Below are 22,356 nucleotides of genomic sequence, written 5' to 3' on the forward strand. Positions count from 1 at the left end.
TGCCTGTTTTTTGGAACCCGTAACGGATTCTACGACTCCGACAATTATCATGGCAATGGCTCTGCTCACTAGGGGCATGGCATGGATCAACTTGAATGCTTTCCGTACAGCGTTGGTAGCGCGCAGGAAGGAGTTTGCTTACTGATCCGCATGGGCCCTTACCGGGTTCTCCTAGACTGCGGGCTGAGCGATCCGGCTTGGATGTCAGACCGAGAGCTTTTGCGATCGGTTGATTTAGTGCTGTGTAGCCATGCCCACTCTGACCATGCTAGAGGGTTACTGGCGTTGAACCGAGCGTTTCCACAGTTGCCCATTTGTGCCAGTGAGGTAACGGCTCAACTTCTGCCGCTGAATTGGCTTAACGAAGAGGTTCCACTCTTCTGTCAGGCGCTGCCCTGGCGATCGCCCATTGAGTTTAAGGACGGACTCACGGTTGAGCTATATCCTGCCGGGCATCTTCCCGGCGCTGCTGCTATTTTTCTCACCTACAAAACTGCCCTCCGCACTTACAGCCTGTTCTACACCGGAGACTTTCTGCTTTCCAATTCTCGCTTAGTCGATGGGTTGCCGTTAGAGGAGGTGCGTGGACTAAGACCTGATGTCTTGATAGTAGAAGGGAGCTATGGCACTGCCCGCTATCCCCATCGTAAACAGCAAGAAAACCAGCTTGCCGAACGAATTAGTCGGGCAATGGGCGATCGTCAATCCATCCTCCTGCCCACCCCTACCTTAGGACTGGGACAGGAACTCTTAATGCTACTCCGGAGTCACCACCACTTTACGGGACAAGATCTAGACATCTGGGTTGATGGTAGTGTGGCTCTTGGCTGTGATGCCTACCTCGAAATGCTGCCCCACTTCCCCAGTTCTGTCCAAAACTTTGCTCGCCACCAGCCCCTATTTTGGGATGAACGCATTCGCCCTCGCGTCCGTCGCTTACCGCCCAATGCAACTGTGCCATCACCTTGCATTATTTTGACCGACAAAGATAAAGATCTAAGCCAATATTTACTGGCAGAGAAGGATGCCCAATCCTGGCTGATCTTGGTTCCTCATCAGCCCAGTCAGATGGGTTCTGAGGAATCTACCTTCAGCCAAACCCTACAAAATTCGCCGACACTCCAATCTGCGATTCTAGCCGGACGCATCACGCTTGAGTCCTATCTCTTAGCAGACCACTGCGACTGCTCTGGCACCACCCAACTGATTCACAATCTTCGCCCTCAACACGTCGTATTTATACACGGCGCTCCCGCCTATCTCAACGACCTCTCCAGCCTCGAAGAACTCCACAATCGCTACCATCTCCATACTCCTGCGGCTGGCATTAATGTTAAGCTTCCCATTGGCGAAACTTTCCTTCAGCCTGCTCCCCCTGAAACTCACTATGAGGGCGAACTGACCGAGCAACCTGGCATTCTCATTTCCCTCCCCGATACGGTCACTGCTGATCCTCGTTGGCAAAACCTGGCAGACACAGGGATTGTTGAGGTTCGGTGGCAGGGCGAGGAACTGGTATTACGGGGCATGACTCAGCGGGAATTACTGAGGAAAAATCAGGATATGGGGGTGCAAACAGATGTGGAATGCTGCGAAAATTGCGTTCATTGCCGTAGTCAACGCTGCTGGAATCAGGCTTCGCCGCTGTTTGGGTTCAAAGTCACTCCTGATGGATATTGTCCTGTGTTTGAAGCAGCGCAATGGGTTCAGCCCGAAGCTTAGCCAATTTTTTGGCAAAATTTAACTCAGAAGTTCAGGCAATAAAAGGGCAAGCAAAGGGAAAGACTTGGACAAGGAGTCCTTTAATTGATCTTTATATTGGCTCACCAGACTCGTTAGAAATACTAGCCTCAAAGTCAAATTTTCATGCTTAAATTCAGGCTAGTCCCTTTGCAGTGAAGCCTGAACATGCCTGCTCCGCAGACCTTTCGTGCAGACAATATCTGACTTAAATATTATGGCTCCAGTGACGACCGATCGCCCGCCTACTCCGTCTCGGGCTGCCCCATCTTCTGCTTCCACACCATCCTCAGCCGCTACTCCACGCCAGCCCGCGCCCGCTGTGATAGTGCGGCTACAGCAAGTCACCAAGATTTATGACAATGGATGTCCAGCCTTGCTCGATGTCAACTTGCAAATTCGCAAAGGTGATTTTTTGTTTATTACCGGAGCTTCCGGCTCTGGCAAATCAACGCTCTTAAAGCTGCTTTACGGCGAAGAACGCTCCACTCAAGGCGAAGTATTTGTAAACACTGTTGGCTTGACCAATCTGCGAGGCAACGAGCTTTCTAAGCTCCGCCGTCAAATTGGGGTTGTTTTTCAAGATTATAAGCTGATCCCTCGACGCACCGTTTCTGAAAATGTGGCGATCGTGCTGTGGGCGCAGGGGTTTACCCGCAAAGAAGTTCAGCGTCGTTTGTTGCCAACCCTAAAAATGGTGGGCTTGCAGGAAAAAGCCGATTGTTTTCCAGAGCAGTTGTCGGGTGGAGAGCAGCAACGGGTCAGTATTGCACGAGCAGTGGTGAACACGCCGCCCATTTTGCTTGCTGATGAGCCAACCGGAAACCTTGACCCTGACAATTCCTGGCAGGTTATTAAAATTTTGCAAAAGCTTAATTCTATTGGCATCACAGTCATTGTGACCACGCACGATGAGCAGCTTGTAAAGATGTCTGAGCATCCAGTAATGCAAATTCGTAATGGCAAGCTGTTTCGGGCTAAGGGCTGACTTTTTGCACTAAGAATCTTTTGAGTTCAACTGGGCAAGCCGATCGCGAATTTTCTGCAACTGCGCCTGCGAGTCAACAGGCATTCGGGGCATTGGCAGTTCTGGGTTGGGCCACAGAGGCATGTCTTCACAGGGACAACCTGGCGATCGCACCCCAATGCTAAGGATAGGGATAGGCATTTCGCAGCGGGCGCAGGCAGCAACGTCCCACTCAGAGGAAAGTAATTGCTCAATCGTTTGATCTGTTCCTTCCAGGTAACAGTTTTTGCCATGAGACTGCATCACGCTCTGCCAGCACGCCTCAAACGCTGAACTGTAGCGATCGCCCTGAATCACTGGTTTAGGTAATTGCAAGTCTTGCCTGTTTTTGATAATCAAGCCCTTACCTAACTGAAACCAGAACGCAAGATACTGCTTAACCTGATCTGTAGAAGCCATAGTCTCCAATTGGGCGATCGAAATCCGATGCTGTCGCTTTTACTAATACTAAAGAATCTGCATTTGCTCTACCCTTTAAAATCCGTAGTAAAGCTTAAGATCTTACTGTCTTCCTAAGGGAGTTCCGAGTTGGGTTAGATTTAAAGCGTAGCCTGCGGTCACGAGATAAACTGTATCAGCGATCGCTCCGACTTGGCGAGTAAGATGACCCAAGCGATCGCGAAATAATCGTCCCATTGGGTAAGCAGGCACAACGCCCCAGCCTGTTTCTTCCGCCACCAAAATAATTGAGCCAGACGTTTGCTCTAAGCTTATTAATAAATTCTGAACTGTTTGTTGCCAGGCGGATTCATCCTGCTCCAAGCAATTTGCGACCCAAGTCCCTAGCGAATCTACCAACAAGCACTCAGAAGCTTCTGCCGATTGAATTGTGACAGCCACCTCCACAGGGATTGCCAAAGTTTTCCAATGGGCTGGACGACGCTGCTGATGCAAGGCAATTCGGTTTTGCCACTCTGAGTCATCTGGGTCAGTCTGAGCCGTTGCTACATAGCTCACAGCCTTTCCCGATTGAGTCGCTAGTCCTTCAGCCCACTCACTTTTGCCCGATCGACAAGAGCCCGTAACCAAAATGATGTAGTTTTTCTGATTTGAGTAGACATTCATGAAGAAACTTTGGCGTAATCAGTACTTGTCGCTAAGATGACCTAAATTTTTTGGGTCGAGCCTTCCTCCAAAGAAGTTTTAACTTAGAATTTAACTGTAAACCGTGTTGTTACGAGAGTTCTATGCTCAGCATTAAGCGTAAACGGTAGAAATACAGTGTGTCCGTGCCCTCATTTTCGGGTAAGGCTATATGTTACTAACGTACCAACTGCTCTAAAACTTGATACTTCTGGAACGAGGCAACTATGAAATTTGGATTGCAACGGATTGGGGCAATGCTAGAGCAACTTAATATTCAGAGTGATGAACCATCTACCTCTACCGCTTCTAGCATGGTTACTCATCCAATTGCCGCCTCTACGCCTCAGAAGATTTCAACTTCCTTTTCCCAACCCTCAACCTCTCCCTCTCAGCCCTATCCTGAGCCTCAGGCAGTACCACCCGGAGCGCCCGACGGTGGTGTTGCCCTTTCTGCTGTAAGCGCGTCTTCGCCTGAAAGGGTACAACCTTTTCCAGTTCAACTGACTTCACCCCTCGCGTTACCTCATGCAAAAGCTGTCAGTGTGAGTCATCATCGCCACGCAACCAACCCTAATCTGGCAATGAGTCTGCTAAAAGACATTGAAACGACGGTTGTAACCTGGCAATTAGAGCTAGAGCAAATCATTCTGCAAATTCAAGCAGTATATGCAGACGGTCCGATTGTAGAGGGTTGGCTAGAGTCACAGGCAAGCCATGTTCAGTCCCAGACAAGTGCATCCCCGGCGGCTACAGCAACATTGCGTTATGGAGAAGTGGATCGGTTGATGGATTACGTCGAAGCCATTTGCCACTCCAATCAAGTGCCACAAAGTCAGGCAACGCAAAGTCAGCTACAACCTTCTACTCAACCTACTTCCACTCAACCTACTGAAGAATCATCTTGTACTGCGTATCGCCTCTGTGGTTTAGATGCTGATGGTCGGCTTTGGAGCCGTTCTTGCCCAACTCAGCAAGTTCCCTATGTCAGCTTGGCGATCGCCCGTTACCAAAAGCTTCGCATTCTTTTAAGCCAAAAGCAGACGCTAGAAAACCGCCTCAACCAACTCATTCAGAGTCTTACTGGTCTCAGTGGACAGATCCAAAAATCTTAGCCAAAGCGCCTCAGTGATCAGGGCAGGTGTCGTTAGCGAACTAGTTATCCTGGGCATTCTAGGGGCTAGCTGATTCGTCTGCAAGGCTTAAACTTATGCCCGATCCGCAGATTTCTGCAATTATTTGCACCCATAACCGTGCGCAATATCTGGGAGCAGCTATCGATAGCTTGCTCAGCCAAGATTTCACCGAAGAATACGAAGTTATTGTAGTGGACAATGCCTCCAGCGATCGCACTCGTGAGGTCATTGAGGCACGGTTGTCCCATCCTCGGCTGCGCTATGTCCATGAGTCTGTTCTAGGACTGTCGGTGGCACGAAACACGGGCGCAAAGCAAGCGCTCAGCCCAATTTTGGCTTACTTGGATGATGATGCAGTCGCTAGCCCCCAGTGGCTACAAGTTTTGCATGATGCTTATCAAACTAATGAAAAGTTGGCGATCGCAGGCGGGAAGGTGACCTTGCTTTGGGCAGAAGGCATGGAGCCACCTCGCTGGCTTTCCTCAGGTTTAGCTGGAAATTTGGGAGCTTATGACCTGGGCGATGCGATCGTTTATATCGATCGCCCAGGTCTGACCCCTCGAGGCTTGAACTACTCGGTTCGTCAAAGCTTCTTAAAGCAGATTGGCGGTTTCGATGTGAATTTGGGACGGGTAGGCAAGAATCTTCTATCGAACGAAGAGCTTGTCATGACAGAGCGAGCACTGGAACTCGGATGGCAGGTTGCTTATCTACCTACGGCTTTGGTTGCCCATAACGTTGCACCCGAAAGGGTTCGGCGGCAGTGGTTTCTGCACCGGGGTTGGTGGCAAGGAATGAGTGAGTGCTACCGCGAACAGTTGGCGGGTCGGGCAGGGGTAGGACAGTTGCCCCGTGGCAGCGAAAAGTTCTTGCGTGGGCTCTACCGATCGCTCATTCATTGGCACGATCCGGCTCAGAGCTTTGATGATTTTGCCTATGCCTATGGACAAGTCGGGTACCTGAAAGCAGCGATTCAAGGAATATTCTCTAGAAATAAGTAAGTTTTTAGAGGATATGTCCAGAGACGTTGCTCTGATGGGATCTAGGTAGCGGGTTTTGGGATTGGTTTTTGTCCTTCTTATTCTTTTCTTATGAAACTTCCTGTGTCTGTTTTGATTCCTGCCAAAAATGAGCAAGAAAATTTGTCGGCTTGCCTGGCAAGTGTAGCGATCGCCGATGAAGTGTTTGTAGTCGATTCCCAGAGTAGCGATCGTTCTGTTGAAATTTCTGAAAGCTATGGGGCGCAAGTCGTGCAGTTCCAGTTCAATGGACGCTGGCCTAAAAAGAAAAACTGGTCTTTAGAAAATTTGCCCTTCCGCAATGAATGGGTGCTGATTGTAGATTGCGATGAGCGCATTACTCCAGAATTGTGGAGCGAAATTGAAAAAGCGATTCAAAATCCTGACTGCGATGGCTATTACCTCAACCGCAAGGTGTTCTTTTTAGGCAAATGGATTCGGTTTGGGGGCAAGTACCCTGACTGGAACCTGCGCCTATTTCGCCATGCTAAAGGACGCTACGAAAACCTTAACACTGAAGAAATTCGCAATACAGGAGACAACGAAGTTCATGAACATGTGGTTTTGAAAGGAAAAGTTGGCTACTTGCAAAGCGACATGTTGCACATTGACTTTAAAGACATGTTTCATTGGCTAGAGCGTCACAATCGCTATTCTAACTGGGAAGCCCGAGTTTACTACAACTTACTGATGGGCATGGAAGAAGGCGGAACGATTGGTGCCAATTTATTTGGCGATTCTGTGCAGCGAAAACGCTTCTTGAAACGAATTTGGATCCGGTTACCGTTCAAGCCATTCCTGAGGTTTATTTTGGCGTATTTTATTCGCCTAGGATTTTTAGATGGCAAGGCAGGGCTGATTTATGCTCAGCTTCTGAGTCAGTATGAGTACCAGATTGGAGTCAAGCTTTATGAGTTGCAGTATGGCGGACGGTTAAACAAAACGCCTCCCCTGGGTTCGTCTGTTCCTCAAGTTAGCGGAGAAGGATAGGAGCATGAACAGTGAGCATTGGATTAATTGGATGCCAGAATCGCCTCAACCGTCTACCGAACTTTTGCTAAGACAGGATGAACCTGCTCAGGTTGATTTGCGTTGCTATGACCAGTCTTGGTTTGATCGAGGGCGATCGGGTTGGTATATTTTGCTGTGGTGGCTAGTGCAAGCGATCGCTTTTCCTCTAACACCTCACTCTTTCCATATCGCTCGGATATTTCTTCTCCGACTCTTTGGCGCTCGCATTGGTCAAGGGGTTAGCATTCGTCCAACGGCACGCTTTACCTATCCTTGGAAAGTTGACATTGGCGACTATAGCTGGATTGGCGATGACGTTGTGCTGTATAGCCTAGATAAAATTACCATTGGAGAACATTGCGTTATTTCGCAGAAAAGCTACCTGTGTACTGGCAGCCATGATCTTCATGATCCAGCATTTGGGTTAAAAACAGCGGCGATCGCTATTGGCAACGGAGCCTGGGTAGCGGCAGATTGCTTCATTGCGCCCGGTGTTCAAATTGGGGCAAATGCCGTCATTGGTGCCCGTAGCAATGTCCTTTCTAACATCCCCAATCAACAGGTATGCTGGGGCAGTCCTTGTCGTCCTCGTTATTTCCGAACCTATGCTCAGTGAGGAGTGTGAGCCAGGGTTAAAGCCCGGATTTGCTCAATTCGCTCCTGCACCTCACCTCGGTTAATTCGGTAGCTGAGAGGATGAGCAATTAACCGAGCCGTACTTTCAAATAGGCGATCGATTTCAACCAAGTTATTTTCTTTGAGGGTTTTGCCCGATGCCACTAAATCTACGATCGCCTCTGACATCCCTGTAATCGGCCCTAACTCTACCGAGCCATACAGCGGCACAATTTCAACAGGCAGATCTAGCTCGTTGAAGAACTCTCCGGCGCATTGCACAAACTTACTAGCCACTCGGCTATGGGGCGGTAACTCCAACGCTGAGCGATAAGGGCTAGAAGCTTTGACCGCCACCGACAAGCGACAATGCCCAAACCCCAAATCGACGAGATGGGCAACTTGGGGTCGTTTCTCTCGCAAAATGTCGTAACCGACGATTCCCAACTGTGCCTGACCATATTCCACGTACACGGGCACATCATAATTACGCACTAGCAGGGCTTTAGCAGTGTGGTTAGTGTCCCAAATTTCTAGCTGGCGATTGGAATCATCTAAAAAGGCGCTAAAGTCTAAGCCAATGGATTGGAATAAGCGGATGCTGTCTTTCAGCAGCCCGCCTTTAGGAAGCGCAACGGTAATCATGCCTGATAGTCTCTAATTCTCCCCACTTAGCTTACGACGAAACACCTCATTCATTTGCTTATGTCCTTCTTCGTTGTCTGGAAAGTTGTACCAGGTCGCTTCTGCATCGGGGCTACGACGACTGAGCAAGATTTCAAAAGCTTCATTGTCGTCTCGATGGGCTAATACATAGGCAATCAGATCTTGACGAGGCATGATTTCAAAGTTCGGTTTCATTCAAAAATCTCCAAATACCATCACGAGAGATGAGGATTTCCATATTTTCGTCGGCAAGAATGTAGATACTGCCCATATCGCTGTTAAACCGGAATAACAAGATATTTCGGTAGTAATTTGACAACATTTGACAACATTTGACAAACACGAATGCAGGCGAAGCCTTGCTCGGTAGTAGGAAGAATAGTATTTTCCTCAATTGTGACATGATTATTTTTGCATGTTCATAGAATAAGGGATCGCTCGAACAAGCCCTTTGCCCAGTAATGGATACTTACGAACCCAGGACTATTTTCCTTGACCTATTAGTCGCATTTTGAGTTAATTTTGTGGAGTTCACCTGCCCACCCAGTTTAGAAAAAAGACATCTATTATGACCCTGGAATATCCTGATGATTTGAAATATTTGGATAGTCACGAATATGCCCGCCTTGATGGTGAAATTGCTACCATTGGCATCTCGGCGTTTGCCATTGATCAACTGGGCGACATTGTATTTTTAGAGTTGCCCGACGTGGGAGAGGCGATCGCTCAAGGTGAAACCTTCGGTACAGTCGAATCAGTCAAAGCCGTTGAAGACCTGAAAGCTCCTCTCTCTGGCACCGTGATCGAGCGCAATAATGCAGTCATCGAAGCCCCAGAACAACTGGCTGAAGATCCCTACGGTGAAGCTTGGATGTTAAAAATCCGCGTCAACGACAGCGATGAACTAGACGATGCTCTGTCTGCCGATGAGTACCGGGCACTGACAGAAGGGGAATAACATCGGCAGGGATGGCTAAGGCGATCGCGCTGGAAGCATTCCCTATCAATATGCAGAAAATATGCAGAGACTTCGTTGCAAAATATTGTGCAAATGGTTAAACCTTATTTAATCCCTCTGTTCTGATACCTCTATTCAAGGCTCCTCCATGACTTCAGAGTTCTCTGTTTCTGTCCAAAGCCCAGATTCAAATTCAGTCGATATTTCAGAATCATTTGTTGCTCTGTCTAATGGAGATACCAGACCAATTTCCGCCAATATAGGTGCTACTGATTGGCAAGTCCATGATTTTGGACGTAGGCATATTGGACCCCAGGCAGATGACATTCAACATATGCTGTCCTATCTGGGTTTTGGGTCGCTCCAAGGCTTGATGGAGGCGACTGTTCCAGCAGGTATCCGACTACAACGACCATTACAGCTAGGAGAGGGACGGACTGAGCGAGAAGTTCTGCAAGGGTTGAAAGCGATCGCCACCCAAAATCAAATCTTCCGTTCCTACATTGGCATGGGCTACTCCAACTGCATTACGCCCCCGGTGATTCAACGCAATATTTTGGAAAACCCCGGTTGGTATACCCAATACACTCCTTACCAGCCCGAAATTTCTCAAGGACGCTTGGAGGCTCTTCTCAACTACCAAACGATGGTAACCGACCTAACTGGACTAGAAATTGCCAACGCCTCCCTGCTTGATGAAGGCACCGCTGCCGCTGAAGCCATGACTTTAAGCTACGGGCAATACAAAGGGGAATCCAAAGCATTTTGGATATCTGAAGCCTGTCATCCTCAAACCATTGATGTTGTCAAAACGCGAGCGATTCCACTTGGAATTGAGGTGATTGTGGGCGATCACCGTACCTTTGCCTTCGAGCAACCAGTTTTTGGAGTGCTGTTGCAGTATCCTGCCACCGATGGAGCAATTTATGACTATCAAGCCTTTATTGAACAGGCGCATGAGTCTGGTGCATTGGTGACTGTGGCGGCTGACTTGCTGAGCCTAACCTTGCTGAAGCCCCCCGGAGAATTTGGGGCAGATATCGCGGTCGGTAATACTCAACGCTTCGGTGTGCCCTTGGGCTATGGCGGACCTCATGCAGCATACTTTGCAACTAAAGAAGCGTATAAGCGACAGTTACCTGGCAGGTTAGTGGGTGTTTCTAGAGATGTGTCAGGGCATCTTGCGTTGCGTTTGGCGCTCCAGACTCGTGAGCAACATATTCGGCGTGATAAAGCGACCAGTAATATTTGTACGGCGCAGGTTTTGTTGGCGGTGATGGCTGGAATGTATGCGGTGTATCACGGTGCGCGTGGGTTAAGACAAATTGCTGAGACGATTCATCAACAAACGGTGACGTTGGCAAATGGATTGAAAGCACTGGGCTTTAGGTTGGGTGATGCGCCGTTTTTCGACACACTGCGGGTAGAAGTCGCTGATCGGCAAGCGGAGATGATGGCAGGAGCGATCGCCAAGCGCATTAATCTACGAGCTATTGGAGACGGGGCGATCGGGATTTCGTTAGATGAAACGACGACCTCGGATGATTTGTTTGATCTATTAAAAATTTTTGGCGGCGAGGATGGACAGCTACGAGCAGCTAGCCAGTCGGATAATTGGGGAAAACTGGCTCGGACTACGCCTTATTTAACTCATCCTGTTTTTAATACCTACCACTCTGAAACCGAACTACTGCGGTATATGTATCGGTTGCAAATGAAGGATCTATCCTTGGCAACGGCAATGATTCCGCTTGGCTCTTGCACGATGAAACTCAATGCCACCTCCGAGATGATTCCGGTGACTTGGGCAGAGTTTGGGCAAATTCACCCCTTTGCGCCCTTAGACCAAGCACGAGGCTACCAAATTATGTTCCGGCAGTTGGAAGAATGGCTGGCTGAGATTACGGGGTTTGCCGGAATTTCCCTTCAGCCTAATGCAGGTTCACAGGGCGAGTACACGGGCTTATTGGTAATTCGTCAATACCACAAGCAGCGTGGTGAAGAGCATCGCAATCTCTGTCTAATTCCTGAATCTGCCCACGGTACTAATCCTGCAAGTGCAGTGATGGCAGGCATGAAGGTTGTGCCTGTGGCTTGCGATCGCAATGGCAATATCGATATTGCTGACTTACAAGCTAAAGCCGAGAAACACAAGGATAATCTTTCTGCCCTAATGGTTACGTATCCTTCCACCCATGGAGTTTTTGAGGAAGGCATTCAAGAGATTTGCGCGATCGTTCATGCGAACGGCGGACAAGTTTACATGGATGGAGCCAACATGAATGCTCAAGTGGGGCTATGCCGTCCGGCAGATTTTGGCGCAGATGTTTGTCATCTCAATCTCCACAAAACATTTTGCATTCCCCATGGTGGCGGCGGTCCAGGCATGGGTCCAATTGGTGTCCAGGCTCATCTAGTACCGTTCTTACCAGGACATTCAGTAGTCGATATGGATGGCACGGGAGAGCGATCGCCGAGAATTGGGGCGGTTTCATCGGCTCCTTGGGGCAGTGGTAGCATTCTGCCAATTTCTTGGGTGTATATTGCGCTGATGGGAAGTGCCGGATTAACAAAGGCAACTCAGGTGGCAATTCTCAATGCGAATTACATTGCCAAACGATTAGAGAACCATTACCCCATTCTTTATAAAGGGAAGGGGAATTTGGTGGCGCACGAGTGCATTCTCGATTTGCGGGAGTTTAAGAGAACAGCAGCGATCGAAGTAGATGATATTGCCAAACGCCTGATTGACTACGGCTTCCATCCGCCCACGGTTTCCTGGCCTGTTGCTGGAACTGTAATGGTAGAGCCAACTGAAAGCGAATCTTTGCAAGAACTCGATCGCTTTTGTGATGCCATGATTGCGATCCGCGAAGAAATCCGCGAAATTGAGCAAGGTTTAGTAGACAAGCAGAACAACTTGTTGAAGAACGCACCCCACACGGCAGCAAGTTTGCTCACTGAAGAATGGGATCGTCCTTACACTCGTCAGCGAGCGGCTTATCCAACGCCTTGGACAAGAGAAAACAAGTTTTGGGCAGCGGTCGGACGGGTTGATAATGCCTATGGCGATCGCAATCTTGTGTGCTCTTGTCTGCCAATGGAGGCTTATATCAAGGCGTAGATTCTGGAGTGCTTAGCCTCTTGTGATCAAAGGCGATCGTCAGAGGCTGAATATTTTACTAAGGTAGAGCTACAGCATTACGCGATCGCTGTTGTGATGTGGAGTGCGATCGCATTGACGGTTGTAGGATTAATTTGGTTTAGTCAGGCGTTGTCGAAGCTGAGGGTATAATGCGACAACATTTGGCGAGGTCATGTTGGGCATCAGAGTAAATCTTCTTCAGACAGGTTGGCGATTTTCACCAAGGCTTTCAAGGTTCCAACTTTCAGATCTTGATTACGATGAACAGGAATTGATAGGATCTTATCTACTTCAGGGTTTTCGTAGATGTGATGGCTGCCAGTAATTCTTCGTAAAACCCAGCCTCTTTGCTCCACAATCTTACACAGCCGCTTGCCAAAGATAGATTTCATACTGCAATTTCGACAACTTGAGCCGTTGATTCTACTGCATTACGACTATTGGCAACATCAAGCCAACCTTCGATCGCGTCCTTTAAGTTAGCTGTTACTTCCTCCATCGTGTCCCCTTCAGTAATGCAGCCAGGAAGTGCAGGCACCTCTGCCCAGTAACCACCTTCTTCTGCGGGATGAATGATTGCTCTGATTTTCATAATCCTCTTGTTGATCGGATGGAAGCTTTTCAACTTGGGCGACCCTTGCAGTATCTGTGAAGCAGTTAAGTCATTGTTCAATAGCCGTAAACACAGAAATATCAGCCTCTTAACTTTAGGGGAAGGCGTTGCTGAAAGAGTAATGAACTAAGCTGGCAGAGGAACTGTCCGATACTTCAAGTAGTGAAGCAGCAACCGGAGCGAACATTTCAACATCTCAACCGACTTGGAATAGCACAAGGTCTTGCGGTACAACCGGGCTAAGTAGTGCCGTAGGCGGGTGTTCTCTCCCTCCACGCGAGTCATATAAGTCTTACTGACAATCTGGTCGCCCTCTTCAATGAACATCGGGTACATCTTCCACCCATCAGTGACGTAGAAGAAGCATTGCCAGCATTTGACAATCGACCACAAGTGCTGGAACGTTTTAGCACTGCGGTCTCCGATGACCCACGCTAAAATCCCAGGTTGCTGATGATTCACCGCTGTCCAAATCCACAGTTTGTTGTGCTTTTTGCGCACAAAGGTTTGTAGTTCGTCGAGGTCAGTGACTTCTGGGATTTCTTCTGCTTCTGGAGCATCGCGCAGTTGATGACCTGCTGCTCGAATCCAGTGCATCACAGTGGTATGGTGAATCTCGGTGACTCGTTCGATCCCTCGCAATCCCATGCCGTTGAGAGACATCTTAAGGCAGAGTTGCTTGACCTCATCGGGGTAGCGCCAAGGACGGTAGGACTCGAGAAACTGACGACCGCACTGCTTGCACTTGTAGCATTGTCTGTCTCGACGATGCCCATTTTTAGCAGTTTGAGGGGAGTGACATTGAGGACATTGCATCCTTCTACTTTACCAAATTGAGCATTACTCTTCCAGCAACGCCCTATTTCTTTATGACTTCGGTGCATTCCGCTGGGCTGCTAGGAAAAGCGATCGCCCTTCATCCCATGCGATAGAAGTGATGCTACTGTGGGGCGATCGCTTCTATCTCTCAGGCTTACAATCTCCATAAAACTAAGTACTTCCAGGTCAAGGTAGATCAGATCACTAGCTCAGACTACATCATTAACCTTCTGCACAAGCTGCCGAGTCTCTGTCATGCTCACCCCCATTTACCCAAAGTTCATACTCACTAATATCCACATCTTTATTCCAAACAATCCCGTAGCCACCCGGTTCAAGGCTAAAGTTCTTGAAAAAACCAGGATTTTGCAGCGGCGCAAACATTGGCTTGCTGAACAATTGGGAGATATCGTATTCTTTGATTTCTTGATTGTCAAACTCAATGACTAAAGTGCTATTTCCGATAGCACGAGCCGCAATAATCCTAGGGGGTTTCATCAATAGAACTCACAATTATTTCAAAAGTGGCAGCTTATGAAACTCTTGACTATAAGCGCGATCGCCACTATGGAGGCTGAATGTCATCCAGCATCAGTTGCAGATTTGGCAGCAGTTGAGATTGAATCGATTCTCCAAGGCGATATTGCTGCTGCTGATAGGTTTCGTTAACTAATTGGCAAAGCGTTAAGGTCGGTTGTTTGGGCTTGCCGATAAACTGCCAACCCCCTAAACCGCGAAAGTCTATAATCCAATATTCTGGGATGCCCAATAGTGCGTACTCCTCCACTTTTCGAGCATAGTCGTCTTGCCAGTTGGTACTCACCACTTCTACTACTAGCTTGATCGTATTGCCATTGCAAATAACGGGTTCTTTTTGCCAGCGCGGTTCTTGCTTAAGGTTTGCTGCATCAAGCACAATTACATCAGGACGAAGGGCTGTGGCTTCAGCAGCAGGCGGCTGAATTAGACAATTTTTGGGAATGAGCCAATTTAAGTTAACCCGTAGAATCTCAGCATAAATTCTGCCTGCCACGCTGCCAGAAACAGATTCGTGCGACCCTGTCGGTTCCATGTCGCGCAGTTCCCCGTCAATGAGTTCGTAGCGAGAATTGTCGCCGTATTGAGTCAGGAAGTCCTCGAAAGCGAGCAGCTTGGATGATGTATAAGCCATGGAGAGTGCTTGGAGAGATAGCTGTCTAGAAACTTTAATAGGCACTGTGCCCATCCTACCGAATATCATCCAAGTCGATCGCTTTTGAACCGCCTTGCTCTAGCTGCCGAAGAACGCTACCTAACTGCACCCAAACCAATAGCCCAATCAAAACAGTCATAGGTAACGCCAAGGCATAGCCAATCGACGTGGTAAACCCAAAAATGGTAACACCTGATGCCAAAAATACGCAAATTCCGCCACACATTCCTAGGAAGGGTAGCCTGAGAGCCATGCCTTTAAGATTCGCCAAAGTCCGGGTCGAACGATTAAGCTTCCAATCTTGCGCAGACTGTTTGAGTGTTGCCTCGAATGCTAAGCCAGAGGTAATACCTGCCAGCAAGCCAGCCACAAGTAGGAAGTAGGGTGGATCGTAATACAAAGGTGACTCCTTGATGAAAAGTTAGGCTTTCGGAAAAGCTAAAGTTTAGGGGAAGCAAAAAGAGACATAGCTGGAATGAAAGTTGCGGCTCTTTGAACCGAGAGTTCAGTCAGCGCTCCCCAGGCAGCATTAAACAAGCGACCGGGCTTAACGTCTTCTTTAATTAACTTCCAAAGGCGCTGTACTTCTTCAGTGTGAAGGCGATCGTCTTCGATTAACGCCAGAATTAGCTGCCTTCTCAAGATCTGTCCTTCCTCCGACAAGAGGTATTGTAAGCCGAGTTGGGCAGTGGGCAGAATATCGAAGTTTGTATCAGAACGAGCGATCGCAATTAAGTTCTCCAATCGGTGCCACTGAAACTTGCCATCTTTAAATAACAATTCCAGCAATCGCTGCCGTAATTGGGGCGACTCACCGTTCAGCAACCGCCTTGCTACGTAAGGATATGCCACATCGACAATCTTAAAGTTTGGATCGAGAGTGAGCGCTAAACCTTCTTGTGTTACTAAAGAGCGAATGATCAGGGCAAAGTTAGCAGGAATGCGGAAAGGATAATCAAACATCAACTCTGAGAATTGATCAGTGACAGTTTTGAAGTTAAAGTCTTGAACGCTCTCGCCCAAGGCATTCCCTAAAACCGATTCTAATGCAGGAACAATGGGCAGAATGTCGGTGCCTGGAGCTAAAAAGCCTAACTTGATAAAGTCATTTGCCAGATCTTGATAGTCTTTATTAATTAAGTGAACAATGGCATCTACAAGGCTTTCTTTAGCAGCTTGATCGAGTTGATCCATCATGCCGAAGTCAATGTATGCCATTTGACCCTCAGGGGTGGCAAACAGGTTGCCGGGGTGAGGATCGGCATGGAAAAAGCCAAACTCTAGAAGCTGCTGAAGACCACAGGTTACGCCAATCTCGACGATCGCGTTAGTGTTTAAGCTAGATTCTTTCAGCTTAGGAAGCTCTGTTAGCTTATAGCCGTTGATCCATTCCAGCGTTAAAACATGCTGACTGCAATAGCGCCAGTAAATAGAGGGAACTTTAACCCGGTGATCGTTCTGAAAGTTAGCGGCAAAGCGCTCAGCATTGCGACCTTCATTGAGGTAATCAATCTCTTCAAACAGCTTTAAGCCAAACTCATCAACAATCAGCGTTAGATCGTGCCCCAGGTTGAGCGGTAGCCATGGAGCCAGCCAGCTTGCTCCCCAACGCATGAGGTAAAGGTCAAGGGTAATGGTGGGCAGAAGGTTAGGGCGCTGAACTTTGACGGCTACTTCTTCGCCGCTGTGCAGCCTTGCCTGGTAAACTTGCCCCAAACTAGCAGCCGCAACGGGTTGAGGTGAGATTTTGCTGAAGGCTTCATCAATGCTGCGATCGAGTTCTTGCTCAATAATGTTGAAAGCGATCGCTGTTGAAAAAGGCGGCAACTGGTCTTGGAGTTTAATCAGTTCGTCTAGAAAATCTTTGCGAATCAAGTCAGGACGAGTCGAGAGGGCTTGCCCCACTTTAATGAAGGTTGGCCCTAACCGAGTTAAAAGCTGGCGGAGTTGAGCCGCACGTTTCAGCTTGTTGGTTTCTGCCCGCTTAAACCAATCGTCGGATAGGACACTTAATATTAACCAGGCAAATGACCACACAATACCGAGGGCACGCCCTACAGATTTCCAGGGACGGAAGCGATAGTAACGGGCGATCGCCTCGGAATCGTAACGCTTCATCTGATTTAATTGTTGCTGACTCACCGTTTCTTATGCCTCTTTGACCAGGAATGTGAATTCATCCGTCGCTTAATGCCCCATTGCATCACTCACTTTCATCAGGAAGATCGCTTAGGGATGCGGACGGTCACTATTCAGCCTGATCGCCCGTTCATATAGCTTAATTACAGTATACAAAACTACAATTAATTCGATCGTTACATTAAGAAGTGTTTATTATTTTTTCTAAGAGAATTGGTGTTTTTTTATCTTTGATAGTCATAATCCCATAGAAGCTAGGTTTTAGGGAAATTTGTACGATTGGGCGATCGTAATCTCAGCCTCCCAGAAATAACCATTACTAATACGTAAACTAAATAATCGCTAAAACATATGAATTGATGGAGAGGTGCTGCCTAAGAATCCAAAAGAGACAGTGTGTCTGGGTGCTTTCCTGAAATGCTTAACGTTGAGATTATCATTCCTTAAACCGATACTGATAGTTTTTCACTATGGGTGAGGTGTGATCCATTAACGATTTTATCTTTATGGCTTTATGTTAAGCCGGGTTCGTAGGCAGATTAATAATCTTCAGTAGAGAGAATAAGAGACACTATGGCAGTCAATCGTAGACATTTCCTGATCTTTTTGGGTGCAGGTGCAGGAACGCTGGCGCTACACTCTTGCAGTAGAAATCCTTCTGTTTCTCTACCGTTTCAGGCTGAAGTTACTGGTGTTCAGGGTATTGCAGAACTAGGGTTCATCCCCATTAAGGGGACGATGCCTCTCAAAACCGATGGCTTAACGTTGGAAAAGCAACTCAGTGATTATGGTCAGTTTACAGTTCAAGATGATTTAGTGCTGCCTGAGGGGTTTACCTATGACATTGTGGCTTCTTGGGGCGATCGCGTAGGCGATTCTCGCTTTGGCTACAACAATGACTATATTTCTTTTGTCGAAACCTCTCCCAACCAAGGTTATCTAACTATTAACCACGAATATATCAGCGCTATTCCCTGGCTGGAAACCTTTGAGCAAGTGGTCGGGAAAACGCTGCCCGTTGCCGAAGTCAAGACGGCGGTAGAAGCAGCGGGTAAAGACGGCATCAACGCTTCTGCTATGCCTAATAACGATCCGATGAAGGCGAAAATCCTTGAGATTTGCAAAGAAGCGATGACGGATTTGGGCATTTCTGTGATCTCGGTGCGTCAGGAAACAGACGGTAAGTGGACGCGAACTTACTCTACCAACGATCGCTGCATTAACGGCATATCGGGTCTAGATAATCCCAGCCGTTTGCTTAAGTCGACAGGACCTGCGACCGCCATTTTCCGCAAGACGCAAGGACTTGGATACATCGATAAATTGGGCGATCGTATTGTCGGCACATTCAGCAACTGTGCGGGCGGCATTACCCCTTGGGGCACGTCCTTCAGCGCCGAAGAAAACTTCCAGAGCTATGTGCCTGAAGACGTCAATTCTGATGGAACTTCGCTGAATCCTTCCAAAAGGACTTTTGCCATTGACGCAGAAGAAATCGCGGGTATAGGAAATGTGTTTGGAATGGCGGGTAACAAGTACGGCTGGATGGTCGAAGTTGACCCCACCAACCCCGCCGACTACGGTACTAAGCACACTTGGCTAGGCAGGTTCCGTCATGAAGCCGTGGCAGTCAATGCGGTTGCTGGCAGGAAACTGGCGGTTTATTCAGGGTGCGATCGCCGTGGCGGTCACGTCTATAAGTTTGTCAGCACTGAAACCGTAACCGATATCACGAACAAACTCAACTCGCGCTTACTGGAATCGGGAATGCTTTACGCGGCAAAGTTCAATGGCGATGGCACGGGTCGCTGGATTGCGTTGCAAGCCGACACGCCGATCAATCCTGACCTACCCAGTGTGCATGTAGGCAAAATGATCACGCTGCCCAATCCCGATCGGGCGGCAGGGGGAAGCGTTAGGGTTGAAAACGATGCGGCGATCGCAGCCTACAAGCAACAGTTCAAAACTCTAGGCGATCTTTACCAAGGCACACCCGAAGAAAAGCAAGGCGCAATTTTAATTGATGCCCACTATGCGGCTAACGCTGCCGGAGCTACTTGCACTGCCCGTCCTGAAGATACCGACATGAGTCCTAACGGCGGTATGTTCGTTGCCTTTACTTCTGGTGCGTCTAGCAGCAGCGACGGCAGCCCCGATACCCGTGTGTTCAAAGGTCCCAACGGCGAAACCAGTTGGGAGCACGGTTGGGTGGTTCGCATTGATGAAATAGAGAACGATTCTGCTGCCATGACCTTCAAGTGGTCTTTGGTTGCCACTGGCGGTGAACCTGCTGAAGGGGGTATGGGCTTCTCCAACCCCGATAACCTCGCCTTCGACAAAAAGGGCAACCTCTGGATGGTCATGGATATGTCGAGCGCTAAGATTAACCAGCCTCTTCCAGCAGGGCGCATAGACAAGGACGGCAAGCCGCTTGAACAGTCTGACCTGCGAGCAGTTTATGGCAACAACTCCATTTGGTATATGCCCATGTCAGGTGCTAATGCCGGAAAGGCTTACCTATTTGGCTTTGGACCTATGGACGCGGAGATGACTGGACCATTCTTAGCGTCTGACCAGAAGACGCTGTTTATGGCGGCTCAGCATCCGGGTGAGACGAATGGGATGCGGAAAGGTATGGCTGCTGAGAGCCGTAAGGTGGCGATGAGAACTACTGATGGTAAAGAGTTCATGCAAACGCGTGAGGTGCCGATTGGGTCGAACTGGCCTGGGAAGCAGGCGAATACGCCGCCGAAGCCTTCGGTTGTCGCGATTCGGCGGACTGATGGGGGGACTGTGAGCTAGTTGGTTCGCGAATGGATGAGTGAGGGGGACTGGGCTTGGTTGAAACCGAGCCTTGAGGAGCTTCCCCTCAAATTTCCCTAGCAGGGGACGGTTGCGTCTCCTATACCTCTCCCAAACGGGACAATGGGGCAATGCGCTGGGTGAGCGGGTTGCCCCATTGTTGTTTATTGTTGTGGGAAGTTCATCAGGGACATCCAAAGCTATCCAAAGAACACGGGGAAATTGTTTTAGCTCGTCTATTTTTTCCTGCTTGAGCAAGATAGGTTTTCCATCTACTTGATATGCGCTGCCTAAACTACTTACCCGAAGCTCGGAAATAGCAGATGAGGGAAGATTATCTAAAAGTAAGTCGGCTAGTTTGACAAGCTTCCGAGCAGTCGTTTCACCAAACAAAGTAATGGTTAAGTGTATTTCAGAACGCGGAATTAAGGCATATCGCTCACAGATTTGCTGCTGAAATACATTCAGATTATCTGTAAGAGGCATGGCTAAGCTGAGGTGGGCGGTTTTGTAGACTTTTCAGACATGCTTTACTTTCTCTCTTACTTAGGTTGTTCTTTTTGAGCTAAGTAATAAATATCTGTTGCTCCATTTTCTTGAGAGTAACTGACTGCATGAATCTGCTTACCGGAGGCGTTCTTTAATAGAATCGGATGTTACTGAATTGCAGTTACAAATCCGGTTCCTTCCTAGGAGGGAGGGGGCTTTAAGCAGATTCATACTTTCAATTCAGCAACGCCTAAAATTGTGCCTTACCAACAAGGCTTGCAACGCATTGGCTATATTTTCTACCCAACAAGTCTAATCGTCGATTCGTTCGTTCTCGATCGCCACCTCAGGAAACAATAAGCTACACCCAACTGGAAGACTTGCTTGATGCGATGGACATGAGGGATCGTCTTTACAGTCAACATCTACTCTTGTATCAACGCCACATTGATGTTCAGAAGCGTTGCCTTGAGGAAAGTCAATGTCTAAGAATATAACTCTCCAATTTCCACTTGAGTCAACAGTTGCATCTTTGGTTTGACTTGATGGAGCAGAAACAATAGTTACACTAACAATGTCGCAATCAACTGCCGTACCAATTACAGTAATTGTGTTTCCTATTCGCTCAAGATTTGTTGCTGTAAGTTCGCTCATGTATTTCTTCTAACTCCAATTTTTAATAATGCTGTTCTGGACAAGCAAACTTTTTTTGCAGACTTACGCAATAACAGATAGCATTCCTGGTGTGGGTCTGTCAATCAAATATTGGTAGGTCATTAGCATGGGATAGGTCTTATGAATTTAACGTCAATTAGATGAAGAAATATACAGAAGTTGCTTGTGGCAAAGCATGATTTTGATTGCTGAGTAAATCGGTTCTATCGCATTACTGAATGATTGGTTAAGTCCTGGTTAAATGTTTTACTAATTAACGAGACTCGAACTGTGATCAGCATCCTTTGAGAAATTTACCTGCGCAACGGTTGTACAGTTTAGTGCAAGGGTATGAAGACTTTAATGACCATGACTACCTGCGCGTGATCCAGTGTTTGACATTGCGATCGGTTAACTGGATAGCCAGCATGATGATGCGTGCCTCTTGTGGGAAAAAACATTTTTGATCGCTGAGCCAGTCTTCTAGGTAAGGGCGGATTTTGCTGTTTGTACTTTTATTCAGCAACGCCCGATTCTTAAAGGAAATGCTTCACGATCGCATTGTGTCGAGTTGCAATGGCATTGTATCGAGTTGCAATGGCATTGTATCGAGTTGCAATGGCATTGTATCGAGTTGCAATGGCATTGTATCGAGTTGCAATGGCATTGTATCGAGTCGCGATCGTATTGAAAGTGAGAACATTGGCATTGTTTTAGGTCGCAATGGCATTGCAGAGGCGCGCAATTGAATGTTGAGCAGTGATAATGGCATGGGAGGGAGAGCGATCGCCTTTGCAGAGGCTACGACATAGAGATAATCATGCAGCCAGTCCAAGCTTCGCTTTCCAGCCTTGGAGTTTAGCATAACTCTCTTCCTGTCCTGACTTTGGAGGCATCTTAGCAATTTGAGCCAAACGTTCTCGATTTTTGTCTTCCCAGTATTCCTGCATCTCTTGGGTTGCTTGTAAAACAGTTTGGTATTCTGCTTCTACCTCAGCGCGGTTGGCATTGATGTAGAAGATTGCTGCATTGAGTTGTTCTTCTGTCAAAGGAAGCCAGTTCAGAATTAGCTTGGGTGTCCATCCCGCTGCAAGATGATCCATAACATCGTAGAGCGTGATGTGGGTACCTGCGATCGTTAATCCGCGTTTTGTACGAATAATAGATAGTTGCCCATTCGATACTGAAACCATACGCTTCACTCTTAAAAGCTGTCTCCATAATACCTTGATGCTCTGATGCAGAGTT

The 22,356-nt window shown here is 47.9% G+C and carries 23 protein-coding genes; 9 read left to right on the top strand and 14 right to left on the bottom strand.

What is annotated here, in order from left to right; genetic code table 11:
• Positions 1-81 precede the first annotated feature (81 nt).
• Together KME11_16690 and ftsE are read left to right on the top strand one after the other, a co-directional pair.
• Positions 82-1,722 (top strand): MBL fold metallo-hydrolase, encoded by a 1,641-nt coding sequence (locus KME11_16690; protein ID MBW4516849.1) that lies wholly within the window; start codon positions 82-84, stop codon positions 1,720-1,722.
• Positions 1,723-1,957: 235 nt separating this feature from the next.
• A complete protein-coding gene (gene ftsE, locus KME11_16695) occupies positions 1,958-2,728 on the top strand; it encodes a cell division ATP-binding protein FtsE (GenBank protein ID MBW4516850.1) in 771 nt (256 codons plus the stop codon).
• 9 nt (positions 2,729-2,737) lie between these two features.
• On the opposite strand, the gene KME11_16700 is transcribed toward ftsE, so the two are convergent.
• Complete coding sequence (locus KME11_16700) at positions 2,738-3,166, bottom strand: hypothetical protein (GenBank protein ID MBW4516851.1); 429 nt, start codon at positions 3,164-3,166, stop codon at positions 2,738-2,740.
• Between the two features lie 102 nt (positions 3,167-3,268).
• Positions 3,269-3,832, bottom strand: coding sequence for a bifunctional adenosylcobinamide kinase/adenosylcobinamide-phosphate guanylyltransferase (gene cobU, locus KME11_16705; protein ID MBW4516852.1), 564 nt, complete (start codon positions 3,830-3,832; stop codon positions 3,269-3,271).
• Between the two features lie 245 nt (positions 3,833-4,077).
• Between cobU and KME11_16710 the strand changes: the two genes are divergently transcribed.
• The 4 genes from KME11_16710 to hpsU all read left to right on the top strand — a co-directional run bounded on the left by KME11_16710 (position 4,078) and on the right by hpsU (position 7,632).
• The gene (locus KME11_16710) at positions 4,078-4,965 is read left to right on the top strand and encodes a hypothetical protein (GenBank protein MBW4516853.1); all 888 of its coding nucleotides are present in this window, start codon (positions 4,078-4,080) and stop codon (positions 4,963-4,965) included.
• A 95-nt stretch (positions 4,966-5,060) separates the two neighbouring features.
• On the top strand, positions 5,061-5,987 hold the full coding sequence (locus KME11_16715) for a glycosyltransferase (protein MBW4516854.1): 927 nt from the start codon (positions 5,061-5,063) through the stop codon (positions 5,985-5,987).
• 90 nt (positions 5,988-6,077) lie between these two features.
• Positions 6,078-6,995, top strand: a complete 918-nt coding sequence (locus KME11_16720) for a glycosyltransferase family 2 protein (protein MBW4516855.1) — start codon at positions 6,078-6,080, stop codon at positions 6,993-6,995.
• A 31-nt stretch (positions 6,996-7,026) separates the two neighbouring features.
• Entirely contained in the window at positions 7,027-7,632 is a 606-nt protein-coding gene (gene hpsU / locus KME11_16725; GenBank protein MBW4516856.1) for a hormogonium polysaccharide biosynthesis acetyltransferase HpsU, read from the top strand.
• Here the strand turns inward: hpsU and KME11_16730 are convergent.
• On the bottom strand, positions 7,626-8,276 hold the full coding sequence (locus KME11_16730; GenBank protein MBW4516857.1) for an ATP phosphoribosyltransferase: 651 nt from the start codon (positions 8,274-8,276) through the stop codon (positions 7,626-7,628). The genes hpsU and KME11_16730 overlap by 7 nt on opposite strands.
• Positions 8,277-8,288: 12 nt before the next feature.
• Positions 8,289-8,492 carry a hypothetical protein gene (locus tag KME11_16735; protein MBW4516858.1) on the bottom strand — a complete coding sequence of 68 codons (204 nt, stop codon included), beginning with the start codon at positions 8,490-8,492 and terminating at the stop codon, positions 8,289-8,291.
• Positions 8,493-8,865: 373 nt separating this feature from the next.
• Between KME11_16735 and gcvH the strand changes: the two genes are divergently transcribed.
• Positions 8,866-9,255 (top strand): glycine cleavage system protein GcvH, encoded by a 390-nt coding sequence (gene gcvH / locus KME11_16740; protein ID MBW4516859.1) that lies wholly within the window; start codon positions 8,866-8,868, stop codon positions 9,253-9,255.
• A gap of 148 nt (positions 9,256-9,403) precedes the next feature.
• Positions 9,404-12,379 (top strand): aminomethyl-transferring glycine dehydrogenase, encoded by a 2,976-nt coding sequence (gene gcvP / locus KME11_16745; protein MBW4516860.1) that lies wholly within the window; start codon positions 9,404-9,406, stop codon positions 12,377-12,379.
• Positions 12,380-12,582: 203 nt separating this feature from the next.
• On the opposite strand, the gene KME11_16750 is transcribed toward gcvP, so the two are convergent.
• From KME11_16750 to KME11_16780, 7 genes are all read right to left on the bottom strand, one after another.
• Positions 12,583-12,792 (bottom strand): type II toxin-antitoxin system HicA family toxin, encoded by a 210-nt coding sequence (locus KME11_16750; GenBank protein ID MBW4516861.1) that lies wholly within the window; start codon positions 12,790-12,792, stop codon positions 12,583-12,585.
• Positions 12,789-12,992 (bottom strand): type II toxin-antitoxin system HicB family antitoxin, encoded by a 204-nt coding sequence (locus KME11_16755; GenBank protein MBW4516862.1) that lies wholly within the window; start codon positions 12,990-12,992, stop codon positions 12,789-12,791. The genes KME11_16750 and KME11_16755 overlap by 4 nt, the downstream gene beginning before the upstream one ends.
• A 147-nt stretch (positions 12,993-13,139) precedes the next feature.
• Positions 13,140-13,829 carry an IS1 family transposase gene (locus tag KME11_16760; protein ID MBW4516863.1) on the bottom strand — a complete coding sequence of 230 codons (690 nt, stop codon included), beginning with the start codon at positions 13,827-13,829 and terminating at the stop codon, positions 13,140-13,142.
• Between the two features lie 225 nt (positions 13,830-14,054).
• Entirely contained in the window at positions 14,055-14,330 is a 276-nt protein-coding gene (locus KME11_16765; GenBank protein ID MBW4516864.1) for a DUF2442 domain-containing protein, read from the bottom strand.
• Positions 14,331-14,397: 67 nt separating this feature from the next.
• A complete protein-coding gene (locus KME11_16770) occupies positions 14,398-15,003 on the bottom strand; it encodes a Uma2 family endonuclease (GenBank protein MBW4516865.1) in 606 nt (201 codons plus the stop codon).
• Positions 15,004-15,058: 55 nt separating this feature from the next.
• Positions 15,059-15,424 (bottom strand): hypothetical protein, encoded by a 366-nt coding sequence (locus KME11_16775; protein MBW4516866.1) that lies wholly within the window; start codon positions 15,422-15,424, stop codon positions 15,059-15,061.
• A 38-nt stretch (positions 15,425-15,462) separates the two neighbouring features.
• Entirely contained in the window at positions 15,463-17,142 is a 1,680-nt protein-coding gene (locus KME11_16780) for an AarF/ABC1/UbiB kinase family protein (protein ID MBW4516867.1), read from the bottom strand.
• A gap of 594 nt (positions 17,143-17,736) precedes the next feature.
• Between KME11_16780 and KME11_16785 the strand changes: the two genes are divergently transcribed.
• Positions 17,737-19,965 (top strand): DUF839 domain-containing protein, encoded by a 2,229-nt coding sequence (locus KME11_16785; protein ID MBW4516868.1) that lies wholly within the window; start codon positions 17,737-17,739, stop codon positions 19,963-19,965.
• Positions 19,966-20,766: 801 nt separating this feature from the next.
• Here KME11_16785 and KME11_16790 read toward each other — a convergent pair.
• The 3 genes from KME11_16790 to KME11_16800 form a co-directional block, all read right to left on the bottom strand.
• The gene (locus tag KME11_16790; GenBank protein MBW4516869.1) at positions 20,767-21,108 is read right to left on the bottom strand and encodes a hypothetical protein; all 342 of its coding nucleotides are present in this window, start codon (positions 21,106-21,108) and stop codon (positions 20,767-20,769) included.
• Positions 21,109-21,658: 550 nt separating this feature from the next.
• Positions 21,659-21,973: a hypothetical protein gene (locus KME11_16795; protein ID MBW4516870.1), complete on the bottom strand. Its 315-nt coding sequence runs from the start codon at positions 21,971-21,973 to the stop codon at positions 21,659-21,661.
• Positions 21,927-22,301, bottom strand: a complete 375-nt coding sequence (locus tag KME11_16800) for a DUF433 domain-containing protein (protein MBW4516871.1) — start codon at positions 22,299-22,301, stop codon at positions 21,927-21,929. Before KME11_16800 ends, KME11_16795 begins: the two co-directional genes overlap by 47 nt.
• Positions 22,302-22,356 lie beyond the last annotated feature (55 nt).

Origin of the sequence: Timaviella obliquedivisa GSE-PSE-MK23-08B, from assembly GCA_019358855.1 — a bacterium.
Taxonomy (GTDB): domain Bacteria; phylum Cyanobacteriota; class Cyanobacteriia; order Elainellales; family Elainellaceae; genus Timaviella; species Timaviella obliquedivisa.

Bases quoted from the DNA above. Each gene is read 5' to 3' on its own strand.
- KME11_16720 (MBW4516855.1), top strand. From the start codon at position 6,078: ATGAAACTTCCTGTGTCTGTTTTGATTCCTGCCAAAAATGAGCAAGAA.
- KME11_16730 (MBW4516857.1), bottom strand. From the start codon at position 8,276: ATGATTACCGTTGCGCTTCCTAAAGGCGGGCTGCTGAAAGACAGCATC.
- KME11_16770 (MBW4516865.1), bottom strand. From the start codon at position 15,003: ATGGCTTATACATCATCCAAGCTGCTCGCTTTCGAGGACTTCCTGACT.
- KME11_16760 (MBW4516863.1), bottom strand. From the start codon at position 13,829: ATGCAATGTCCTCAATGTCACTCCCCTCAAACTGCTAAAAATGGGCAT.
- KME11_16700 (MBW4516851.1), bottom strand. From the start codon at position 3,166: ATGGCTTCTACAGATCAGGTTAAGCAGTATCTTGCGTTCTGGTTTCAG.
- ftsE (MBW4516850.1), top strand. From the start codon at position 1,958: ATGGCTCCAGTGACGACCGATCGCCCGCCTACTCCGTCTCGGGCTGCC.
- KME11_16790 (MBW4516869.1), bottom strand. From the start codon at position 21,108: ATGAGCGAACTTACAGCAACAAATCTTGAGCGAATAGGAAACACAATT.
- KME11_16795 (MBW4516870.1), bottom strand. From the start codon at position 21,973: ATGCTAAACTCCAAGGCTGGAAAGCGAAGCTTGGACTGGCTGCATGAT.
- KME11_16765 (MBW4516864.1), bottom strand. From the start codon at position 14,330: ATGAAACCCCCTAGGATTATTGCGGCTCGTGCTATCGGAAATAGCACT.
- KME11_16715 (MBW4516854.1), top strand. From the start codon at position 5,061: ATGCCCGATCCGCAGATTTCTGCAATTATTTGCACCCATAACCGTGCG.
- KME11_16735 (MBW4516858.1), bottom strand. From the start codon at position 8,492: ATGAAACCGAACTTTGAAATCATGCCTCGTCAAGATCTGATTGCCTAT.
- KME11_16690 (MBW4516849.1), top strand. From the start codon at position 82: ATGGATCAACTTGAATGCTTTCCGTACAGCGTTGGTAGCGCGCAGGAA.
- KME11_16750 (MBW4516861.1), bottom strand. From the start codon at position 12,792: ATGAAATCTATCTTTGGCAAGCGGCTGTGTAAGATTGTGGAGCAAAGA.
- KME11_16710 (MBW4516853.1), top strand. From the start codon at position 4,078: ATGAAATTTGGATTGCAACGGATTGGGGCAATGCTAGAGCAACTTAAT.
- gcvP (MBW4516860.1), top strand. From the start codon at position 9,404: ATGACTTCAGAGTTCTCTGTTTCTGTCCAAAGCCCAGATTCAAATTCA.
- KME11_16755 (MBW4516862.1), bottom strand. From the start codon at position 12,992: ATGAAAATCAGAGCAATCATTCATCCCGCAGAAGAAGGTGGTTACTGG.
- cobU (MBW4516852.1), bottom strand. From the start codon at position 3,832: ATGAATGTCTACTCAAATCAGAAAAACTACATCATTTTGGTTACGGGC.
- gcvH (MBW4516859.1), top strand. From the start codon at position 8,866: ATGACCCTGGAATATCCTGATGATTTGAAATATTTGGATAGTCACGAA.
- hpsU (MBW4516856.1), top strand. From the start codon at position 7,027: ATGCCAGAATCGCCTCAACCGTCTACCGAACTTTTGCTAAGACAGGAT.
- KME11_16785 (MBW4516868.1), top strand. From the start codon at position 17,737: ATGGCAGTCAATCGTAGACATTTCCTGATCTTTTTGGGTGCAGGTGCA.
- KME11_16800 (MBW4516871.1), bottom strand. From the start codon at position 22,301: ATGGTTTCAGTATCGAATGGGCAACTATCTATTATTCGTACAAAACGC.
- KME11_16780 (MBW4516867.1), bottom strand. From the start codon at position 17,142: ATGAAGCGTTACGATTCCGAGGCGATCGCCCGTTACTATCGCTTCCGT.